Raw genomic sequence first — 20,348 nt, 5'->3', positions numbered from 1 at the left:
AATTAACGCATAATGTATATTATGTAAAGTCGCTAAATAGCAGTGCTTTGTATCTACCTCTAAAGAATCGCTACTACGCTCGTCCTGGCTACTGTTTTTCTGCAGATTATTTTCCTCCCCAAGGTAGTTAAGTCTCCCCTTGCATGGTTATAGTGACGAGCTATGTGAAACGGAGCGAAGCACGATGGGCCATGTACTACAGTTTGCCGAACGCGATCCCAGCTTGAGTGATGACGTAGCCAAGACGCAGATTGACGCGCTGCGCGAAGCGCTGCTGCTAAAGCAGTACGAGCGTCTGCAAAAAGCAGATCAAACCTTGCTGATCGTGGTAGCCGGGATGGATGGTGTGGGGAAAGGCTCTGCAATCAATACCTTGAACAGTTGGTTGGATCCTCGCTACGTGCACACCTTGGCTTTTGGTGCGCTAAATGAAGAGGAAGCCATGCGGCCTTTAATGTGGCGTTATTGGAATCGGCTGCCGGTTCGTGGTCAGACGGGTTTGGTGTTTGGTTCCTGGTATGCCCCTTTGATGACAGAGCTGGGCCGCAAGAAACCGGATCCGACCAAGATCGCCCTATACACCCATTTGATCAATCGTTTTGAAGCGCAACTGGCCTATCAAGGCGTGCAGGTGTTGAAACTATGGTTCCACCTCTCCGCTCAAGCTCAGTTGACCCGCTGTACGACCTTGATGGCTGACCCAAATACAGCTTGGCGTGTTAGCAAGGCAGACTTGAAGGTTCACAAGAAATTCAAGCAATTACGCAATGCAGCTACACAAACCATTAATCTGACCCACAGAAATTACGCTCCCTGGGTGGTGATCCCCAGCGCAGATCAGAACTTGCGTGATGTGTCCTTGGCAAAAGTCGTGTTGCAGGCTTTGGATAAACCCATTGTCCCGCGACAAGTTAAAGAGCCGTATGCGTTCCCGTTTCGTTTGAATGTGCCGACTGCCAGCTTGCAGTCCCCTCCTCCCGTGGAACCTGTGTTGGATTACGATGCCGAGCTTTTGCATTGGCAAGGCCGTTTGTCCTGCGCGGTACGTAGCAAAGCATTCCGCAAACATTCTTTGGTACTGGTCTTTGAAGGACGCGATGCGGCCGGTAAAGGCGGCACTATTCGCCGTTTGACTGAAGCCCTGGATGTGCGGATGTACGATATCTTCCCTATTTCCGCTCCTAACGCGGTGGAACGGGCACGTCCGTATCTATGGCGTTTCTGGCGCAAGTTGCCGCGTCTGGGAGAAATCTCCATTTTTGATCGCTCCTGGTATGGTCGTGTGCTGGTGGAACGAGTGGAGAAGCTGATCTCCCGCGCTGCCTGGCATCGTTCCTACGAGGAAATCAATGAGTTTGAGGCGCAATTGTTGGCCAACGGCACGGCGGTGATCAAGTTTTGGCTGGATATTGATAAGGATGAGCAGCTAAAGCGCTTCAAGGCCCGCGAGGAAACACCCTTTAAGGCTTACAAGATTACGGAAGAGGATTGGCGTAATCGTGAGAAATGGACGGCGTATCAACGTGCGGCTCAGGAGATGTTTGCCCAGACTGATACTCACATGGCACCTTGGCATATTGTGCCTAGCAAGGACAAAAAAGCGGCGCGTATTCAGGTGCTGCGTACCGTTGTGGAAACGCTGGAGTCTTTGGATGAGCACATGATCAGCCTCAATGAGCCGGCCTTGTCGGATCAAGTTAGTGAGCAAGTCTAAGGACGGCAGCCCGCTATTGATGTATTCGCTTGGCTATCCTGCCAAAATAACCAAACAAAAAACAAACAAAAAAGCACCTGCGGGTGCTTTTTATGTGCTGCAGGACTGATGCTAGCCCTATAAATCCTGTTTTGCAGCCAGGTTCAGGATCTTGTGCCAGCGTTTGGCCTCAGCAAAGTGGCTGGTTTGAATCTCCCACCGTTGGGTGGGATTACGCAATATAAGTGTCAGCCCCCTGCCCTGTGGCTCTACTGCTTCAATATCCGCAAAAATAAAGGCACGTACCCCCTGCCGGGTTTGAATCTGACCACGCTTTTGCAAGGCATCCAGGCGTATCGAGCCATCGGGTAAAGCCAGTTCTACAATGCGCTGGCCTTGTTGTTTTTTACCGTGGATGGCCAGATAACGGCGTCGCCATACCATAAAGGGAGCCACCAGAATGGCCGCCGCTATCAACAGGCTCAAGATAGCGGCGATGGCACCAGCACTGGCGCTGACCAGGTTAAAGAGCTGCATTCCACCATAGACCAGCGCCGCAATAATCCCTATGAACAGCAGGAAGATGATGACGGGCATGGTGGAAAACGCCTTGTTTTAGCGGGCTTGGACTTTGACGGTGGCAGCGGCTTGGCGAGCGTTGGCGCGGGCCGTTTCCAGGTCAGTGTCTGCTGCCAGGGCAACACCCATGCGGCGTTTTTCAAAGCTCTCGGGTTTGCCGAAAAGACGGATATCGGTTTGCGGGATGCGCAGGGCTTGGGCCACATTCAGAAAGTCTACGTCTTTCGCATCTACGCCACCGTAAATCACGGCGCTGGCGCCGGGCATGCGCAAGGCCGTATTAACTGGCAGGCCCAGAATCGCGCGTGCATGCAGCTCAAATTCGGACTGCCATTGAGTAGCCATGGTGACCATGCCCGTGTCGTGTGGGCGGGGGCTGACTTCGCTGAACCATACCTCATCGCCCTTCACAAACAGCTCTACGCCAAACAAGCCTTGGCCACCCAGGTTCTGGGTGACCGCCTGGGCGATATCGCGTGCGCTTTGCAGGGCTTTGGGGCTCATGGGCTGAGGCTGCCAGCTCTCTACGTAGTCGCCATCTACTTGCTTGTGACCAATGGGGTCGCAGAACTGGGTTTCGATCTGGCCGTCTGCACCGACGGCACGGACGGTCAGCAAAGTGATTTCGTAGTCGAAATCAATAAAGCCTTCCACAATGACGCGGCATTGGCTAACGCGGCCACCGGCCATGGCGTAGTCCCAGGCTTTGGCGACGTCATCAGGCCCGCTGATCTTGCTTTGACCTTTGCCCGAGCTGCTCATCAAGGGTTTGACTACGCAGGGGTAGCCGATCTTATCGTCGATAGCGGCTTGCAGTTCTGCCAGCGATTCGCAAAATTGGTAGGGGCTGGTGGGAACGCCCAGTGTTTCAGCAGCCAGACGGCGAATGCCTTCGCGGTCCATGGTCAGCCGAGCAGCACGGGCGGTTGGTATGACGCGCACCTTGCCTTGGGCTTCCAGCTCTTCCAGCACGCCGGTAGCAATAGCTTCAATCTCGGGCACAACCAGGGTGGGCTTTTCTTGTTCGATCAGGGCGCGCAGTTGCTCGGCGTCACTCATGGTAATAGTGCGCGAATGATGGGCAACTTGCTGGCCAGGTGCGTTGTCGTAGCGGTCTACCGCGATGGTTTCTACCCCTAGGCGTTGCAGCGCAATCAGCACTTCTTTGCCCAGCTCTCCCGAGCCCAAGAGCATGATTTTGTCCGACGACGACGATAAAGGGGTGCCCAACAGGCTCATGGCGCGTGCTCCGCTGAAAATGAGAAATTCAAAAGCGGTATTGTAATGCAGGCGACGCCGGGTTTTTTTCAAGCAGGACGGCTTTGTCCGCCCCGCTGGCACACAGCCTTGCGGAGCGGACGTTTTCAAGACTTCAGCTTGAAAGCCGGACGAGCCTTAATCCGCCTCCTTATTCCACCATTAGCTGCGCCATCATGCCCAGGTCCTCATGCTCCAGAATGTGGCAATGAAACATGCGCAGGCCTGGCAATTCCTGTCGGAATGCCAGTCGGACTGTCTCGTTGGGGCGCAGATTGACGGTATCTCGCCAGGCACGGAATGGCTCCGGGACGGACCTGTTGCCGGTTTGACGTGCCAGAACCTGAAACTGCGTTCCGTGCAGATGGAAAGGATGATCCATATGGGAGTCGTTGATGACATCCCAGTACTGCCACTGCCCTGTCGGGCAACGCAGGTCGATACGGTTCATGTCGTAGACCTGATTGTTGATGCGGAACATGGAGCGCATGGCTGCCATGCCGGGCATCATGGTTTCCTGGTCCATGCCCCCCATGCCCTGATGGTTCATTCCGGGCGAGGCCGCCATGCCAGAGCCGTGCCCGGATGGCATGTCGTGGTTCATGGGCATGACTTCGCTGAACACCACTTTTGCGGTACTGGCGGCAGCAGGAATCGCCGGAATTGTCCGTAGCTGCTCGGGCAGGTCGATTTCCTGATGGCGGATTGTCAGCCCTGCCAGCGTCAAGGTCTCGGGTTTTTCCTTGATCATCATTTTTTGCCTGTCGTAATACAGGGCTTGCAAGCTGCTTTCCAGGTTTTTTCCCGCTTGGATAAAGAACTCCACCCGTTCAGCCGGTGCCAGCAAAATAGACTCTGCGGCGGCCAAAGGCTGTTCCAGCAACCCACCATCTGTACCAACTTGAATCAGCTGGGCGCCGGGGATGTGCAGTCTTAAATAACGGGCAGAGCAGGAGTTCCAGATGCGAATACGTTCTGCTGTGCTGGTCTGGATGCGCGGCTGGCGTTGAGCATTCAACAGCACGAACTGCCCTTCCCTGCCATTCATCCAATCCGGGCCGGTGTTGGCCGGTATATGGCCATTGATGTCCAACCGCAAATCGCTGATCGCCCAATGTTGTTCCGCATAGTCCTTCAATGGGTCTTTGGAAGAGCGAACAATAATTGTCCCGCCCAGTCCATGCGCGACTTGCTCACCACTTTTTCCATGCGGATGCGGGTGATACCAGTAGGTGCCGGCGCAACCTTTGGGCAAAGTAAAGCGGTAGTAGCGGCTTTGTCCTGGTAAGACCGCGTCCTGTGGGTTCCCGTCCTGATCCGAGGGTACGGGCAAGCCGTGCCAGTGAATCGTAGTGGCTTGATCCAGCTGGTTTTCAAACTCGATTTCGACTTGATCGCCTTCGTACAGCTCGATGAGTGGGCCGGGAGCCTGGCCGTTGTATAGCCAAAGCTCGGTGGTTTTGCCATCGGCGAGCACACGTTGGTGGGCGGCCGCAGTAATTTTCGCCTGAAACAGCCCTTTTTTCTGACTACTGTTTTTCAGCACTGGTAGAGCTTGCAGTGCCTGACCTGCCAGCATCTTTTCGACCGGCATCAAGCCTTGCCGAGCCATCATGCCGTGACCGGGCATATCTGCGGGCATGGATCCGTGGTGCTCCATCATGCCCTGTGCCCAGCTTCGTATAGGCAGGCTGCTCAAGAGGCTGGCACCTAAGGTGAGTTTGAAAAAATCGCGTCGTTTCATGGGTTTATCCCTATTAATCATCAATATACATGCGCTGCCCACGCCTAGTGAGCACAGGCTTGTTAGGCTTGGGGCGGTAATTAGAACGAGATGATCAGGACGAGCGCGGAGGTGGCTGGGCGGGGCCAATGAACCGGGAGAGGTAGTCTTGGTGCAAAGGAACGGGAGGGAAAGCGGGCTGCAAGACAATCGCTTCAGGCGGTGGAATCAGTGTCGCAAGACACGCGCAGCAGCCACTTTTTTGCGGGGTGCTGCAATGGTTGGGAGCGCTATGGTGAGATTGCCCCGGCGAGGCGAGGTGCCCTTGAACGGTGCTGTGAGCCGCGTTCTGAGTCGTGGCGTGCGCGGCAAAGTTGGTACCCAGGCCGATGCTGGCAAACAAAACAATAAGGCTGACTACTAAAAGCCAGCCTATGGTTTTGCGAGATGAAATGGGTGCGCGCAGCATGGGTAAAAGCTTAGCACGAGGCTGCTATTGGTCGTTTGCGCTAAAACAGACCGTTACACGCAGTGGTCCATTCATGATGGCATTCGAAGCAGGAAGGCGAAGGGCTTCAAAGCATGAGGAAGACGATGAGCTGTCCTTACCTTCGGTTCGGCTGCTCGTTCATTCAAGGCTGGGCTGGGCTTTGCCTGATTTTTGATTGAAATCCCGCTAAATCGGCCGACACCTTTTTCGGTGATTGAAAGCGCGCCAAGCCTATCCTAGTGCATGCTGGCATAGGCTGCTGAATGGGCTCTTCATTGTTCAGGATCATTCTTGATCAAGCGCCGCTTTAAGCGTACGGGCCGCACTGGCTGGGCCTGAGCTTGCTCCAGTTGCTGGCTGAGCAGTTGGGCTTTCTTGCGTGCTTCTTCATTTTCTCGCTCCAGCAAGGCTGTACGTGTGCGTAGCATTTGTAGTTGTCCCTGCATCTCTTTGGCCAAGTTATGGCTGATATCCAGAGCTGCTTGCATGGCACGACGCTCGCCCTGCTCTTGCCCCAGCTCCTGGCGCAGCTTCTGCATTTGATCCTGCTGCTGGTTCAGCTCTTGTTCGTGAGCCTGACGCTGGGTTTTGTTCGCGTGCTCGGCCTCTTCTATTTGTTGACGCAGTCGCGTTTGAATGGAGCGTTCCTTGTCGATTTCCAACAAGGCACGGCGCTCGTTGGCCTGGGCGCGCTCCTCGGTCAGCTCAATGGCTTTTTGCAGCCGCTCCAAATCCTGGGTGAACTGTTCGCTTTGGCGGCGTAGCTCTTGCTGAACCAACTGCTTTTCGGTTTCCAGCTCGTTTTGGCGTTGTTTGGCGTGCAGCAAGTCTTGTTTCAGAGCCGCTTGCTCCTGACCGGCTGCCTGTAGTGCTTCTTTCAAGCGTTCTATGTTGGCTTGAGCCGTTTTCAAGGCGCCCTGCTCTACTTCCAGTGCCTGTTGTGCTTCCTGGGTTAGGGCTTGAGCCTGTGCGACGCGTTCATCAGCCTGGGTTTGGTAATGCTGCAGTTGCTGTTTTGAGTGACCCATGGCTTCTTGCCAGATACGGCCCAGCAGGTCTCCCGTCAGGCTTTGCAGTTCTTCTGGCATATCAGCCATATCCAGCCGAACCCGGCTTTTGTCCCGCAAATCTTCCCAGAACGTCTGGAGAGCCTGGGCTGGAGCACTCATGCTGCCTTTACGCACCAATTGGTACAGCTTGTTGGCCGTAGGCGTGACGCCATAGCGAAAAAACAGGAGCGCAGCCACTTCTTTGTACAAAGTCTGCGTATGGCTGAAGCGATCGCGTAATTGGGCCACATCAGCCAAGATTTGGCCCTCATTGGGCTGGTTTTGCTCCATTTTTCCACCTTTGTTGATAATTTAATTAATAATACAACGTAATATATAAAATTATCAACAAATTGAATTCTGTAATTTGACATTATCTCTATAATGTCAAATATATGGCCTTAAGAAGGCCGGATTGCACAGGGACGGGTTTGAAACCCCTTCCCTGCTCTCTTAACGCCTCTGTTTTTCTGCTGATCCATGGAAATAGCCAACACGTCACCCTCAACAGAACTGGGATCGGACGATATTGCTCAATTACTGGCCCGTTTTGATGGGCGGCAAGGCGCAAACCGTTCTATCGGTGGGCGGGCGCAGATTGAGGCGCAAACAGATATAGAGGCGTTGCGAGCCTGGTTGGCACGCTATATAGATAGCCCGCGTACCTACGCGAACTATCGCAAGGAGGCGGAGCGGCTTTTGTTGTGGGCCGTCTTGGAGCGTCGCAAGGATCTGTCCTCGCTTAGTCTGGAAGACATCCTGGCCTATCGTTTGTTTTTGGCAGACCCTCAACCAGCTCATCGTTGGGTGGTTCAAGGACGCGCCCGCCCTGCCCGTCACCATGCGGCGTGGCGGCCCTTTGCCGGGCCCTTGTCTGAAAGCAGCCGGAATCAGGCTGTACTGATTCTGAACTCTTTATTTAGCTGGTTGGTGCAGGCGGGGTATTTGGCGGGCAATCCTTTGGCCTTGTCGCATCAAGGTCGTCGACAAAAGAAAACCACTGCCCCCCAGCAGCGATATTTGAGCCGGCTGCAATGGCGTTGGGTGCAGGATTACATTCAGGCTTTGCCTGAACAGACGCAGAGCGAGTTGCGCTACAAGGCGCGTGTACGCTGGCTTTTCTCTATCCTTTATGGTGGTGCCTTGCGTATTTCCGAACTGGTTCAGGCACGTATGGCCGATGTTCAAGAACGTGCCGATGCGGGAGCGACAGCCCAGTGGTGGCTGCATATCCACGGCAAAGGCGATAAATGGCGTCATGTGCCTTTGACGCAGGAGCTGTTTAGTGAATTGATGCGCTATCGGCAAGCGCATGCTCTGCAGGGTGCCCCGCAGGCCTTGGAGCCCTATCCTTTATTAATGTCGGCTGGCGCCAGTGACAAGCATCTGACGCGGGCCATGGCGCATGTACTGGTCAAACAGGTTTTTCAAGGCAGTGCTGACCGTTTGCGGAATTTGCATCCAGACCAGGAATCTCAGGCCCGCATTCTGGAGCAGGCTTCGGCACACTGGCTGCGCCATTCGGCTGGCTCTCATCTGGCTGATCAAGGCGTGGATTTACGCATCATCCGTGACACTCTGGGCCATGAGTCCATTGCCACGACCAATATCTATCTGCATACCGATGATGATCAACGTCACCAGGCGCTGGAGCAATCTCATAGCCTGGGTTGGAAATAAGGTGTAAGTATCTGCCCGATTCATTGCAGGAAAACTGAATTAGCTAGACGCCTTGGATCGCTCAGTAAAACAGCAATCCCAAGGCGTGGTATCTGCGAGTTCAAGCCGATTGCACCCATGTAATACGGTATCCAGAAGTACGAGCCGCCTGTTTGACACCTTGAATGTGTTTGCAAATAAGGGCTATCGCGTTTGTCTGCTGTTAGGCAGCGCTCAATATGCTACTGTTGGACGGGTTTGAATGCGCCGGGCGCCTGTTGAAGAGGCGTCCGGCTTTTCTTTATGGAGTGCGTAATGACTTACACCGTTTATCTGTCCGGCGAAATTCACACGGATTGGCGCGAGCAGATTGCCCAAGGCGCAAAGGCCGTTGGACTGGATATCACCTTTACCAGCCCGGTCACCGATCATGATGCCAGCGATGCCGCAGGCGATCACCTAGGGCCGGCCAGCGAAGGTTTTTGGCGTGATCACAAGTCTTCCAAAATCAATGCCATCCGTACCAGAACCCTGATTGAGCAGGCGGATCTGGTCGTGGTGCGTTTTGGGGACAAGTACAAGCAGTGGAATGCTGCTTTTGATGCTGGCTTCTGTGCCGCCTTGGGCAAACCCTATGTGACTTTGCATGCCGAGGACATCATCCACCCATTGAAAGAAGTGGATGCCAGTGCGCAGGCCTGGGCGACCACACCCGAGCAGATCGTCGAGATTTTGCGCTATACGCTGAAAGCCTGATTATCAGTACAGGTCGGAGCGTGAGTGTGGCGATATTGTTTTGCCCGATAAACATGCCGCCCATCCGTGGCGGCATGTTTCTGCTCTGAGAGAGAAGAAAAAACCCGTTGTTAAAACAACGGGTTTTAAAGACCTGCGGTACTACGTGTTTTGAGAAGATCTTAATCCAGCTTCACACGACGCAAACGCAAGGCATTGCTAACGACAAAGACGCTGGACAAGGCCATGGCGCCTGCGGCAAACATGGGCGAGAGCAAGGTGCCGTTAAAGGGATACAGCACACCGGCGGCAACGGGAATCAGCGCCACGTTGTAGGCAAAGGCCCAGAACAGGTTTTGACGGATATTGCGCATGGTGGCGTGGGACAAGGCAATCGCGGTGACTACGCCTTGCATGTCCCCCGACATCAAAACCACATCAGCCGCTTCAATGGCAATATCCGTGCCGGTGCCAATGGCAATCCCCACGTCGGCCACGGCCAGCGCGGGTGCGTCGTTAATCCCGTCACCGACATAGGCCAAATGTTGATGGGTTTCGCGCAAGGCCTGGACAGCCTGGACTTTGCCTTCAGGCATGACTTCCGCCACCACTTCATCAATATTCAAGCGGCGGGCAATGGCATGGGCCGTGTGGCGGTTATCCCCGGTAATCATGACTACTTTGATGCCACGGGCATGCAACTGCTCAATGGCGCGCGGGGTCGTTTCCTTGATGGGGTCTGCCACGGCCAGCAAGGCAATCACTTGCTTGTTGCGGGCGGCGTACATCGGTGTTTTGCCGTCCTGGGCCAGCGCTTGGGCCTGCTCCGTAAAAGCAGACAGGTCTGCACCTAATTGAGTCATCAAGCGGTCTGCACCGACATGCCATTGATCGGCTCCGATTTGAGCCGTGACGCCCAAGCCGGTCAGGGACTCGAATTGCTCGGCTTTGGGTAGCGTGACATGCTTGTCCTTGGCGGCGCTGACGATGGCTTGAGCAATCGGGTGTTCGGAGTAATTCTCCAAAGCGGCAATGGCAGCCAAAGTCTGATCCTGGTTTTCACCCGAGGCGCACACAAAATCGGTCAGCTCGGGCGCGCCTTTGGTCAAGGTGCCGGTTTTATCCACGGCCACGACTTTCACATCGCGCAGTGCTTGCAGCGAGTCCCCTTTACGAAATAGCACACCTGCCTGTGCAGCACGACCTGTTCCCACCATGATGGAGGTTGGTGTGGCCAGACCCATGGCGCAAGGGCACGCAATAATCAGCACGGCCACGGCATTGACCAGCGCAAAGCTCAGTGCGGGCGATGGGCCAAAAATCAGCCACACAATGGCGGTCAAGACGGCCAGTGTCATGACGGCAGGCACAAACCACAGCGTGATTTTGTCGACCACGGCCTGAATCGGCAGCTTGGAGCCTTGGGCCTGCTCAACCATAGAGACAATATTGGCCAGTACGGTGTCCTGCCCTACGGCGGTAGCTTCAAATTCCAGCGAACCTTTTTGGTTTACCGTACCACCGATGACCTTATCGCCCAGGGATTTGGAGACGGCAATCGATTCGCCTGTCACCATGGATTCGTCCACATAGCTTTGACCGGCCACCACATCACCGTCAACCGGAATACGCTCGCCGGGGCGAACCAGGACGATATCGCCGGTATGCAGATCGGCTAAAGGCAGTTCGACTTCCTGTCCGTCACGACGTACACGGGCGGTAGGTGGTTGCAGGCTGAGCAAGCGCTGAATGGCTTCAGAAGTACGGCCTTTGGCGCGGGCCTCCATGACGCGCCCGAGCAAAATCAGGGCCACGATGACAGCGGCGGCTTCGAAGTAAACGTAAACGGATTCGGCAGGTAGCCACTGGGGGGCAAAGGTGGCTACTACCGAGAAGGTATAAGCAGACAGGGTGCCGACAGCGACCAGCGAGTTCATGTCCGGGCCGCCCCGCAGCAGAACAGGAATTCCTTTGGTATAGAACTCTCGCCCAGGAAATAGCAAGACCAGCGTGGTGAGAACAAACTGGATCAACCAACTGTTTTGTGTGCCGATGGTGCTGGCCACCCAATGATGAAAGGCAGGCACCATATGGCCGCCCATTTCCAGAATGAAAACAGGTAAGGCCAGAACCAGAGCGAGCCAGAAACGCTTGCGCAGGGTTTCGTAGCTTTGCTCGGCGCGCTCGAACTGGTCGTTTGTGGCGGCGGCCTGAGCCAGGCTAGCGGGATAACCGGCTTTGCTTACGGCCTGAATCAGGTCGGCAGCTTTTACGCCTTGCACGACCTGGACGTGGGCTTTGGCGGTAGCCAGATTGACCGAGGCTTTTTGTACACCAGGCACTTTCAGCAGAGCTTTTTCCACCCGACCTACGCAAGAAGCGCAGGTCATGTCCTGCACATCCAAAACGATGTCTTGTTGGGAAACTTTGTAACCACCCTTTTCCACTGCCTGCATAATCGCTTGGATGGGGGCAGCCCCGTCGTAGTCCACGGTGGCTTTGTGGGTGGCCAGGTTGACCTGGGCCGATTGCACCCCTGGCACTTTGCCAATAATCTTTTCAACCCGACTCACGCAGGAGGCGCAAGTCATGCCTTCTACGTCTAAAGTCAGGCGTGAGCCCTTGTTTGAAGCGCTTGTTGTCATCGAAATCACCCTTCAATGAATCGTCAATGGAGCCACTTTAGGGCTTGACCCGATGGGAAGGTCAAGACGTGATAATAAATGCCCCCACGCTGCGCCTTCGGCTTGCTGCCCCCCCGAGGGGGCGTTTTTACCTTGGGGCGGCCCGGTGGTAAAAAAAACGCCTCCGAAGAGGCGTTTTAAGGGGGAAGCGACGACTAACTAGCGATCATTCAGCTTAGTAAGCAACGAAGGAGCCGTTGTTGTTGTTCCAGTCGTTGGCTTGAGCTGCAACTTGATCACGGCTCAGTTCGGAGCGGGTATCAATACGTGGGTAATCGCTCATGGAACCCGCGCTAACGTAGCCTTGCTCTTGAGCGGTAGCCAGTTCCTGAACCACTTGCTGACGGCTCAACGGAGCGTCGGTCGATTGAATCGTTGGGTAGTTCAGGTTTTCACCGGTGGCGACGTTGTTGGTGGCTGCCATGGCGGTGCCGCTCAAAGCGGTAGCACCCAGAATCAGGCTGGCGATAGTTGCGCGTGTGATGTTTTTCATTATTTACTCCAAATATCTATGGTGTGTTTTTCGGTCGTTCGCTGTGGTGTTTAGCGAATCGTTAGATGGAGTATGAGCCTTTCTAAACCTAGTAAAAACCCTTAATATTGCAAATGTATTTCCATTCATGGAACAATCCAAATGAGTACCATTATCGCCGGCCCTTTGCTCAACGACATCGCGATCTTCGTGGAAGTGGCCCGCGCTCGCCACTTTAGTCGCGCTGCCCAGGCCTTGGGAATGCCCGTCTCCACGGTGTCACGCCGTATCCGTGAACTGGAAAAAGAAGTGGGGGTGGCTTTGCTAAAACGCAGCACCCGCAATGTGGATGTGACCGATGCCGGGCAAGTGTATTTCGAGCGTTGCCTGGCCGTAGTTGAACAGGCCCGGCTGGCCCACGAGCAGTTGCTGGATGTGGCCCAAACCCCCAAAGGCCGCTTGCGCGTTTCCATGCCGGCTAGCTTCAGCATTGTGCTGATGCCGTCCATTATCCGAGGCTTCAATCAGCAGTACCCCGATATCGAGCTGGAGTTTGATTTGACGATTCGGCCTATTGATTTGCAGTCGGACAATTACGATTGCGTCATTCGCGTGGGTGCCCAGCCCGACTCCAGCGCGGTCGCCACCATGTTGGGACAGATTCGATTGGGGCTGTATGCAACCCGCAATTATCTGGATCGCAAAGGGCGGCCCAAACACCCTTCGGAGTTGGAAGGACACACGTGTATCTGCGCCCGCCCTGCTCGTGCGGATCGTATCTGGTCCCTGCGCGGCCCGAATCAAGAGCGTTATGACGCTGTTGTGGAAGGGGCTATCACTGTGAATAACGCCATCATGATGCGCAAGCTGGCTGTGCATGATTTGGGAATTACCGCCGCATCCTTGCTGGAGCGCCGTCTGGATCCGGATTGTGCGCAACTGGAGCGTGTTTTGCCTGATTGGGAGTTTGCGCCTTTCCCCATTCTGGCGCTATTGCCATCCCGCCTGATGCCACAAAAAACTCGTGTGTTTTTGAACTATTTACGCAGTGAACTGGACCGATTGATGTCGCAACCGGAGCTGGATGTCGCAGCGGCCGGTCAGGCTTATCCCTAAAAATATAAGTGCTATGGCCGTGACGCGCTATTGATCAAAACCTAACTATGCTATTTATAGACGTTTGGCCCCTTTGGCCAAAGCCATGAAGGGGGAACGTACATGAGCGCAACAATTCAAGGCTTGTTGGCAGGACTGGTGATGGGCCTGGCCTTAGGAAGTGGCAACGTGTACTCGCAAACCGTTTTGCTGGAAGCAGTCGAACAAGGCGATAGTGCCAAGGTGCGCGAAATTCTGTCAGAAAAACGAGCACGCGCCAGTGTCAGTGTCAGCGACGATCAAGGGCAAAGCCCTTTGCTACGTGCGACCTGGTTGAACCATGTGGATATTGCTGAGCAGTTGATACGCGCGGGCGCGGATGTGAACCAGACTGACTCCATTCACGACAGCCCTTATCTGGTTGCCGGTGCACAAGGCCGTTTGGAAATTCTACGCATGACTCTGAAAAATGGGGCTGATCTGCGTAGCGTGAACCGTTATGGTGGCACCGCTTTGATCCCAGCCGCTGAACATGGCTATGTCGATATCGTACGCTTGCTGCTGGCAGCGGGCGTAGACCCTAATCACGTGAATTATCTGGGTTGGACTGCCCTGCATGAGGCCATCGTGCTGTCCGATGGGGGGCCAGATCATCAGGAAGTGCTGCGCTTGCTGATCAAGGCCGGGGCGGATGTGAACTTGCCGGATCGTCAGGGTGTGCGACCGTTAAGTTTGGCGCGCCAACGTAGCCAAACCGAGATGGCCGAGATTCTGGAGCAGGCCGGGGCGAATCCCTAAGCCTGGTCTGTTCGTCCCTCTATTTTTTTCTTCTCATCAACAACAATAACGATTTTATGTCTTTTACTCAGACTGCGCCCGCACGGTCGGGCGCATTGGCCAGCCCAGGCTTGTGGCTGGCTTTCGTCATTTTGGTCGGGCTGAACCTGCGCCCTTTTCTGACATCCAGCGGTACTTTGGCCAGGCAGGTGGCCGAAGGCTTGGACATGCCTTTGAGCAGCCTGGCCTGGTTGACCTTGCTGCCTATGATGGTGATGGGGCTGGGGGCCTTTTGCATGCCCTCTTTGCGGCGTGTCCTGGCGCTGCGTCACGTGCTGATGACTGCTTTGCTTTTGCTGTGTCTGGGCTGCGTGTTGCGCTGGTTTGTGCCCAATGGAGCCAGCCTGATTGCCACAGCCCTGATCTGCGGTTTTGGGGTGTCTTTGTTGCAGGCTGGGATGCCCGGTTTGATCAAAGAGCAGTTTCCGCATCATATTGCTCAGGTAACCGGAATTTACTCGGCCACCCTGATGGGGGGTGGTGCTTTGGGCGCGCAGATTACGCCTTTGCTGAGTGCCTTGACGGATAGTTGGCGTATCGCCCTGGCATTCTGGGCCTTGCCCATTAGTGTGGCCTTGTGGATTGCGTGGAAAGTGGTGCCACGCCAGGAGCCGGGCGCGAATTTGTCGCCGCCCTCCTTGTCTTTGCTGGCTCGTCCCCGCACCTGGACCTTAATGGTGTGTTTTGGCCTGATCAACGGGGGTTATGCCTCCTTGGTGACTTGGCTAGCGACGTTCTACCAAGATCGAGGCTGGTCAGCGCAATCCAGCGGTAGCCTGGTGGCGGTTTTGTCGGTGGCGCAAGCGATTGCGGCGTTTGGTTTGCCCACCTTGGCGGCCAAGAACAAAGACCGCCGTATGTGGGTATGGCTGGCCCTGGCTTGCCAATGTGTTGGCTTTCTGGCCTTTACTTTTGTGCCCGATATGGCCCCATATTTATGGGCGATTATTATCGGCATCGGTCTGGGCGGTTGTTTTTCTTTGCTGCTGTTGGTGGCTCTGGACCACTTTCCGGATGCGGCTCGTGCCGGGACGTTGAGTGCCTTGATGCAAGGCGGTGGCTTTCCGATTGCGGCCCTCTTTCCCATGATCAGCGTGCAGTTGCGTGAAATGAGTAATGGCTTTCAGGCAGGCTGGCTGTTGCATGCGGCAATGGCGGCATTGGTGGCCATCATGGCCTGGAGCTTTCAGCCTGCGCAATACGCCAAAAAGATGAATCGGGACGACAGTCTTTAAGTCAGTCTGATCATGTAGAAAAAAGCCTGGCTATTGATGTACCCAGGCTTTTTTATCGCCTTGGAATTTTGTGGTCTAGCCGTTGACCGCAGATGCTGCGTTTGTCTTTTCTTATCTAAATGATGATCGTAAGATGGCGTGGAAAATCGCAATCCTGCGCAGCCAATAAAAACGGCCATCCTTGGATGACCGTTTCCCTGTGTGTCAACACCCTGCTTATTCTTTTGGTGCGCCCGCCATGATCCAGTCCACGACTACCTGGATGTCCGCATCGGAAATGGCCGGATTTGCAGGCATGGGTAAAGGACCATAAACCCCCTTGCTACCTTGACGAATATGCTGGGCAATCACCTCAGCATTGGCCGGATCGCTCTTGCGCATGGCAGCAATGTCTTTATAGGCAGGACCGACCACTTTCCTGTCCACCGTGTGGCAGGACAGGCAAGCGTTTCTGGTCAACACATCCTGGACCGATTCAAAACTGGCTTGGGCTGCCTGAGCACTGAAACCGGCACTGAACAAGGCTGTACAGACCAGTAGCTGCTTTACACGCATGAGGGGTATCTCCTAATTAAAAGGCTGGTGGGCCAGAACGGTGGGCGAGAAAGGTGCGTCGCACTTGTATTTTTCCGCACATAAGTGGGGCTATGTGGCATGCACATCGTGATCATACGGTTATGATAGAACAAGCTTTCATAAATTGCGGTGGGTCTTGATGCTGATCAAGCGAGTCGCTGCGCTTATTCTGTAATGTCCTAGTAGAAGTTAGTGCTTCATACTTAAACAGTTCATACACTACAAGAGGTCTTCATGCTTAATGTTCTCGTTCCTGTCGATGGCTCAGATGCTTCCACGCGCGCTTTGAAAGCAGCGGTTGACATCCTAACGGGCAAACCAGAAGCCACTTTGCACGTACTGGCTGTTCCTACACCGATCGTGTCGGGCAACGTTAAACGCTTTTTCTCGGAAGACGTGTTGCAGGCGTACTACCAGGATGAAGGCAGCAATGCGCTTTTGCCTGCGCGCTCCGTGTTGGCTGGATCGCCCTTGAAAGTCAAAGAGAGCATTATTGCCGGCAACGCCGCTCAAACTATCAAAGAATATGTAGAAAATAACCAAATCGATCACGTTGTGATGGGGACTCGCGGTCTGAGCGCCCTACCCGGCCTGGTGCTGGGTTCGGTTACAACCAAGGTGCTGAGCCTGGTGAATGTGCCCGTCACCTTGATTAAGTAATTGAGCTGATTGTTCAGTCTCGGCAGGCCGTCCTTGAGACGGCCTTTTTTATGACTGTGTTTCAATACCGCCATCACAACTACAAACGCACCCCTTATGCCAGACTCCGACTTACTCGATCACACTGCCCGTGCCTGGGACAAGCAGGCGCAAACCGAAAGCCCCTGGTCCTTGCCTGTCAGCAGCGAACAGGTTGAACAGGCCCGTCGTGGGCAATGGCAAGTGCATTTGCTGCCCTCGCCTGTTCCTGCGGATTGGCTGGGTGATATTCAAGGTAAATCCGTTTTATGCCTGGCCAGTGCCGGTGGGCAGCAAGCCCCTATTTTGGCCGCAGCCGGGGCTAAGGTAACGGTGTTTGATCTGTCTGCCGGGCAACTGGACAAAGACCGTATGGTGGCCGAGCGTGACGGCTTGTCCTTGCAGATCGAACAAGGCGATATGTGCGACTTATCGCGCTTTGCGCCCGAGAGTTTTGATCTGATCTTACACCCGGTGTCTAACCAGTATGTGCCTGATATCAGCGTGGTGTGGAAAGAATGCGCCCGCGTTTTGCGTCCAGGCGGACATTTGCTGTCCAGCTTCTTCAATCCGGCTGTGTTTATTGCCGACCGGGATCCCAGTTATGCCCAGCAGGGCTTGATCCGTCCCAAGTTCACGGTCCCTTATTCGGACTTAAGCAGCCTGGATGCCGACGCACTACAAGCCAAGCAGGCTCGCATGGAGCCCTTGATTTTTGGGCATTCCCTGGCGCAGCAGATTGGTGGGCAGTTGCAGGCAGGTTTGCATCTGGTCGATTACATCGAAGAAATGCACCCCGCCCCGCGCTTTGAGATCGAGAAATACTTGCCCAGCTTTATGGCGACACGCAGTCGCAAACCGGCTTAAGGGATCAGGGCTTGGCTTGGATGCGCAGGAGCTGGCCGTCGTTTTCGTCGGTCAGCACATAGACATCGCCATCCGACCCGACGCGTACATCCCGGATACGCTGCTTCAGGTCTTGCAACAAGCGCTCTTCTCCGACGATATGGCCGTCCTCTTCGTCAAATTGCAGACGAATCAAGGCTTGCTCTTTCAGGGCCCCTACAAACAGGCTGTGCTGCCAGTCCGGGACGCGCTCGTCGTTATAGAAAGCCATACCGCTGATAGCAGGCGACACTGACCAGTAGTGGAAGGGTTCGATCAGGCCCTCAATCAGTGTGGCACTGGCGTTGGGAATGGGTTTGCCATCATAGCCTTGACCCTTGGTACGCAAAGGCCAGCCATAATTGGCGCCCGATTGAATGCGGTTCAGCTCATCGCCGCCTTGCGGACCATGTTCAGCGACCCAGAGTTCATTTGTCCAGGGGTTCCAGGCCATGCCCTGCGGGTTACGGTGGCCGTAGCTCCAGATCTCCGCCCTGGCACCGCGCAGACTGCGAAAGGGGTTGTCGCGTGGGACCATGCCATCCGGACGGATACGCACGACTTTGCCTTGCAGATGATCCAGTTGCTGGGCGGTCGCGGGCTGGTTGTTCTCGCCCAAGGCGATGTACAGGTCTCGTCCACCCGGATCAAAGGCCATGCGCACGCCATAGTGCTGCCCGGTGGACAAGGCGGGCTCCTGGCGGAAAACCGGACGGAAGGCATCGATACGTTTCAGGTCCGAAGACAGCACGCCATAGCCTATGGTGGTGGCCGAGTGTTGCTTGTCGCGCCGCTCTGCATAAGCCAGATAAATCCGGCGGCTGCGGAAAAAATCCGGGGCCAGAGCCACATCCAGTAAACCGCCCTGAGAGTGCGCGTGGACTTTGGGCACACCGGTAATAGGTTCAGACAAGCCGTTTTCTTTGGTCCAAATGCGCAGGCGACCTGGGCGTTCGGTAAGGAGAATTCCGGCGTTATTGGGCAAAAAAGCCATGGCCCAAGGGTGTTCCAGTCCGCTGGCCAGGATTTCAACCGAGACAGCCGGCCCGCTGATAACAGGAACAGGTTCAGATTGTGCCCGGGCCGGCGTCGGCGCAATGGCGGCAGCCATGCCCAGCACGGTGGCAGCAAACGCCGAGGACAAGCCGAGAATTTTCTTTATACGCATAGGGCAGTGAAAGGCAGCTAGGTGGGGTGAAACACTCCCCTACTCTTTCATAGAGACACAGGGCCGTCTTCTTAGGTGTTCGCTCCCTTGATGGAGCGAACACGGTCAAGCATAACCGAGGCTGAGGTTTAGCCCGGGTGAGTCATATCCAACGGCACAATCCACTGATCGTACTGTTCGTTAGTCAGGTAGCCCGATTTCAGGGCGGATTCACGTAAGGTCAGGCCCTCTTTATGGGCGGTCTTGGCAATGTAGGCGGCCTTGTCGTAACCGATGTGGCGGTTCAAGGCGGTAACCAGCATCAGGTTCTGATCCAGATTGTGCTGGATTTTCTCCATGACAGGTTCCAGACCCTGGGCGCAATGCTCATCAAAGGCTAGGCACGCATCGCTGATCAAGGCAATGCTCTCCAGGACGTTATGCACCATCACCGGTTTGTAGACGTTCAGCTGGAAGTTGCCTTGGCTGCCGGCAAAGCCGACAGCAGCGTCGTTACCGTAGACCTGCACGGCTACCATGGTCAGAGCTTCGCACTGAGTCGGGTTGACCTTGCCGGGCATGATGGAGGAACCGGGCTCGTTCTCGGGGATTTGCAGTTCGCCAATCCCGCAGCGAGGGCCGCTGGCCAGCCAGCGCACGTCGTTAGCCATTTTCATCAAGGCACCGGCCAGGGTACGCAGGGAGGCGGACAGGTTCACCAGCGCATCGTGGGCCGACAGTGCGAAGAACTTGTTTTCGGCAGCCTGGAATGGCAGACCTGTGATCTTGGCAATATGGGCCGCTGTGCGCTCGCCAAACTGCGGATGGGCATTCAGACCTGTACCCACGGCAGTGCCGCCAATCGCCAGTTGGTAAATGCCGTCCAGTGCCTTGTCCACGGTTTGCAGGCCGAAATCAATCTGCGCAACCCAGGCACCAATTTCCTGACCCAGCGTGATGGGCGTGGCATCTTGCAAGTGGGTACGGCCAGTTTTCACAATATTGTTGAATTGCTTGGCTTTGGCAGCCAGGGTGTCGCGCAACTGGCCCACATCTTTGCGCAGGCGGCGCTGGCATTCCAGACCTACAGCGATGTACATGGCGGTGGGGAACGTGTCGTTAGACGACTGGCCGCGGTTTACGTGGTCATTCGGGTGGACGGGTTTTTTGCTGCCCTTCTCGCCACCGGCCAGCTCAATGGCGCGGTTGGAGATCACCTCGTTCACGTTCATATTGCTTTGCGTGCCAGAGCCGGTCTGGAACACTACCAGCGGGAATTCGGTGTCCCACTGGCCTGCAATCACTTCATCAGCCGCTTTGACAATCAACTGGGCTAGCTCGTCGGGCAATTCGCCCAGTTCCTGGTTGGCCAGGGCCGTGGATTTTTTCAGGATGCCCAGCGACTCGATCATGCTGCGGCCCCACTGGAAGCGGTCGCGACCAATCGGGAAGTTCAGAATCGAGCGCTGTGTCTGTGCGCCCCAATAGTGGTCCGCGGGAACCTCAATGGTTCCCATGGAATCCTGTTCAATACGTGTCGTACTCATCATGGCT

The 20,348-nt window shown here is 55.2% G+C and carries 18 protein-coding genes; 9 read left to right on the top strand and 9 right to left on the bottom strand.

Annotated features, from left to right (window positions below):
• The first annotated feature begins 184 nt into the window (after positions 1 to 184).
• Positions 185 to 1,714 (top strand): polyphosphate:AMP phosphotransferase, encoded by a 1,530-nt coding sequence (pap, locus tag AC6I6N_RS03785; protein ID WP_094196717.1) that lies wholly within the window; start codon positions 185 to 187, stop codon positions 1,712 to 1,714.
• A gap of 117 nt (positions 1,715 to 1,831) precedes the next feature.
• Here the strand turns inward: pap and AC6I6N_RS03780 are convergent, their stop codons facing one another.
• The 3 genes from AC6I6N_RS03780 to AC6I6N_RS03770 form a co-directional block, all read right to left on the bottom strand.
• A complete protein-coding gene (locus tag AC6I6N_RS03780) occupies positions 1,832 to 2,290 on the bottom strand; it encodes a hypothetical protein (RefSeq protein ID WP_497943241.1) in 459 nt (152 codons plus the stop codon).
• Positions 2,291 to 2,308: 18 nt separating this feature from the next.
• Positions 2,309 to 3,511 (bottom strand): formate-dependent phosphoribosylglycinamide formyltransferase, encoded by a 1,203-nt coding sequence (gene purT / locus AC6I6N_RS03775; RefSeq protein WP_230018146.1) that lies wholly within the window; start codon positions 3,509 to 3,511, stop codon positions 2,309 to 2,311.
• Positions 3,512 to 3,680: 169 nt separating this feature from the next.
• Positions 3,681 to 5,273 carry a multicopper oxidase family protein gene (locus AC6I6N_RS03770; RefSeq protein WP_497943240.1) on the bottom strand — a complete coding sequence of 531 codons (1,593 nt, stop codon included), beginning with the start codon at positions 5,271 to 5,273 and terminating at the stop codon, positions 3,681 to 3,683.
• Between the two features lie 271 nt (positions 5,274 to 5,544).
• On the opposite strand from AC6I6N_RS03770, the gene AC6I6N_RS03765 reads away from it, so the two are divergent.
• The gene (locus AC6I6N_RS03765; protein WP_268253668.1) at positions 5,545 to 5,676 is read left to right on the top strand and encodes a hypothetical protein; all 132 of its coding nucleotides are present in this window, start codon (positions 5,545 to 5,547) and stop codon (positions 5,674 to 5,676) included.
• Positions 5,677 to 6,014: 338 nt separating this feature from the next.
• Here AC6I6N_RS03765 and AC6I6N_RS03760 read toward each other — a convergent pair whose 3' ends face one another.
• Entirely contained in the window at positions 6,015 to 7,082 is a 1,068-nt protein-coding gene (locus AC6I6N_RS03760; RefSeq protein WP_497943239.1) for a DNA-binding protein, read from the bottom strand.
• Between the two features lie 189 nt (positions 7,083 to 7,271).
• Between AC6I6N_RS03760 and AC6I6N_RS03755 the strand changes: the two genes are divergently transcribed.
• On the top strand, positions 7,272 to 8,471 hold the full coding sequence (locus tag AC6I6N_RS03755; protein ID WP_497943238.1) for a tyrosine-type recombinase/integrase: 1,200 nt from the start codon (positions 7,272 to 7,274) through the stop codon (positions 8,469 to 8,471).
• Between the two features lie 294 nt (positions 8,472 to 8,765).
• On the top strand, positions 8,766 to 9,206 hold the full coding sequence (locus tag AC6I6N_RS03750) for a YtoQ family protein (RefSeq protein ID WP_094196712.1): 441 nt from the start codon (positions 8,766 to 8,768) through the stop codon (positions 9,204 to 9,206).
• A gap of 161 nt (positions 9,207 to 9,367) precedes the next feature.
• Here the strand turns inward: AC6I6N_RS03750 and AC6I6N_RS03745 are convergent, their stop codons facing one another.
• Both AC6I6N_RS03745 and AC6I6N_RS03740 read right to left on the bottom strand, forming a co-directional pair.
• On the bottom strand, positions 9,368 to 11,830 hold the full coding sequence (locus AC6I6N_RS03745) for a heavy metal translocating P-type ATPase (protein WP_497943237.1): 2,463 nt from the start codon (positions 11,828 to 11,830) through the stop codon (positions 9,368 to 9,370).
• A gap of 214 nt (positions 11,831 to 12,044) precedes the next feature.
• Positions 12,045 to 12,362, bottom strand: coding sequence for a DUF4148 domain-containing protein (locus tag AC6I6N_RS03740; protein WP_094196710.1), 318 nt, complete (start codon positions 12,360 to 12,362; stop codon positions 12,045 to 12,047).
• A 141-nt stretch (positions 12,363 to 12,503) separates the two neighbouring features.
• On the opposite strand from AC6I6N_RS03740, the gene AC6I6N_RS03735 reads away from it, so the two are divergent.
• The 3 genes from AC6I6N_RS03735 (at position 12,504) to AC6I6N_RS03725 (ending at position 15,508) form a co-directional block, all read left to right on the top strand.
• On the top strand, positions 12,504 to 13,457 hold the full coding sequence (locus AC6I6N_RS03735) for a LysR family transcriptional regulator (RefSeq protein WP_094196709.1): 954 nt from the start codon (positions 12,504 to 12,506) through the stop codon (positions 13,455 to 13,457).
• 102 nt (positions 13,458 to 13,559) lie between these two features.
• Positions 13,560 to 14,234: an ankyrin repeat domain-containing protein gene (locus tag AC6I6N_RS03730; protein WP_094196708.1), complete on the top strand. Its 675-nt coding sequence runs from the start codon at positions 13,560 to 13,562 to the stop codon at positions 14,232 to 14,234.
• Positions 14,235 to 14,290: 56 nt separating this feature from the next.
• Positions 14,291 to 15,508, top strand: coding sequence for a cyanate transporter (locus AC6I6N_RS03725; RefSeq protein ID WP_108727496.1), 1,218 nt, complete (start codon positions 14,291 to 14,293; stop codon positions 15,506 to 15,508).
• A 216-nt stretch (positions 15,509 to 15,724) separates the two neighbouring features.
• Here the strand turns inward: AC6I6N_RS03725 and AC6I6N_RS03720 are convergent, their stop codons facing one another.
• Positions 15,725 to 16,063, bottom strand: coding sequence for a c-type cytochrome (locus AC6I6N_RS03720; protein ID WP_108727495.1), 339 nt, complete (start codon positions 16,061 to 16,063; stop codon positions 15,725 to 15,727).
• 255 nt (positions 16,064 to 16,318) lie between these two features.
• Here AC6I6N_RS03720 and AC6I6N_RS03715 point away from each other — a divergent pair, with 255 nt between their 5' ends.
• Together AC6I6N_RS03715 and AC6I6N_RS03710 are read left to right on the top strand one after the other, a co-directional pair.
• Complete coding sequence (locus AC6I6N_RS03715) at positions 16,319 to 16,744, top strand: universal stress protein (RefSeq protein ID WP_497943236.1); 426 nt, start codon at positions 16,319 to 16,321, stop codon at positions 16,742 to 16,744.
• Between the two features lie 96 nt (positions 16,745 to 16,840).
• Positions 16,841 to 17,629 (top strand): class I SAM-dependent methyltransferase, encoded by a 789-nt coding sequence (locus tag AC6I6N_RS03710; RefSeq protein ID WP_497943235.1) that lies wholly within the window; start codon positions 16,841 to 16,843, stop codon positions 17,627 to 17,629.
• Between the two features lie 4 nt (positions 17,630 to 17,633).
• Here AC6I6N_RS03710 and AC6I6N_RS03705 read toward each other — a convergent pair whose 3' ends face one another.
• Positions 17,634 to 18,815: a PQQ-dependent sugar dehydrogenase gene (locus AC6I6N_RS03705; RefSeq protein ID WP_497943234.1), complete on the bottom strand. Its 1,182-nt coding sequence runs from the start codon at positions 18,813 to 18,815 to the stop codon at positions 17,634 to 17,636.
• A 128-nt stretch (positions 18,816 to 18,943) separates the two neighbouring features.
• Positions 18,944 to 20,341 (bottom strand): class II fumarate hydratase, encoded by a 1,398-nt coding sequence (gene fumC / locus AC6I6N_RS03700; protein ID WP_125276831.1) that lies wholly within the window; start codon positions 20,339 to 20,341, stop codon positions 18,944 to 18,946.
• Positions 20,342 to 20,348 lie beyond the last annotated feature (7 nt).

The organism is Alcaligenes sp. LTN-3, from assembly GCF_059735605.1.
Note: the sequence above shows the minus strand (reverse complement) of the source record. Positions and strands in the feature narration are given on the sequence as shown.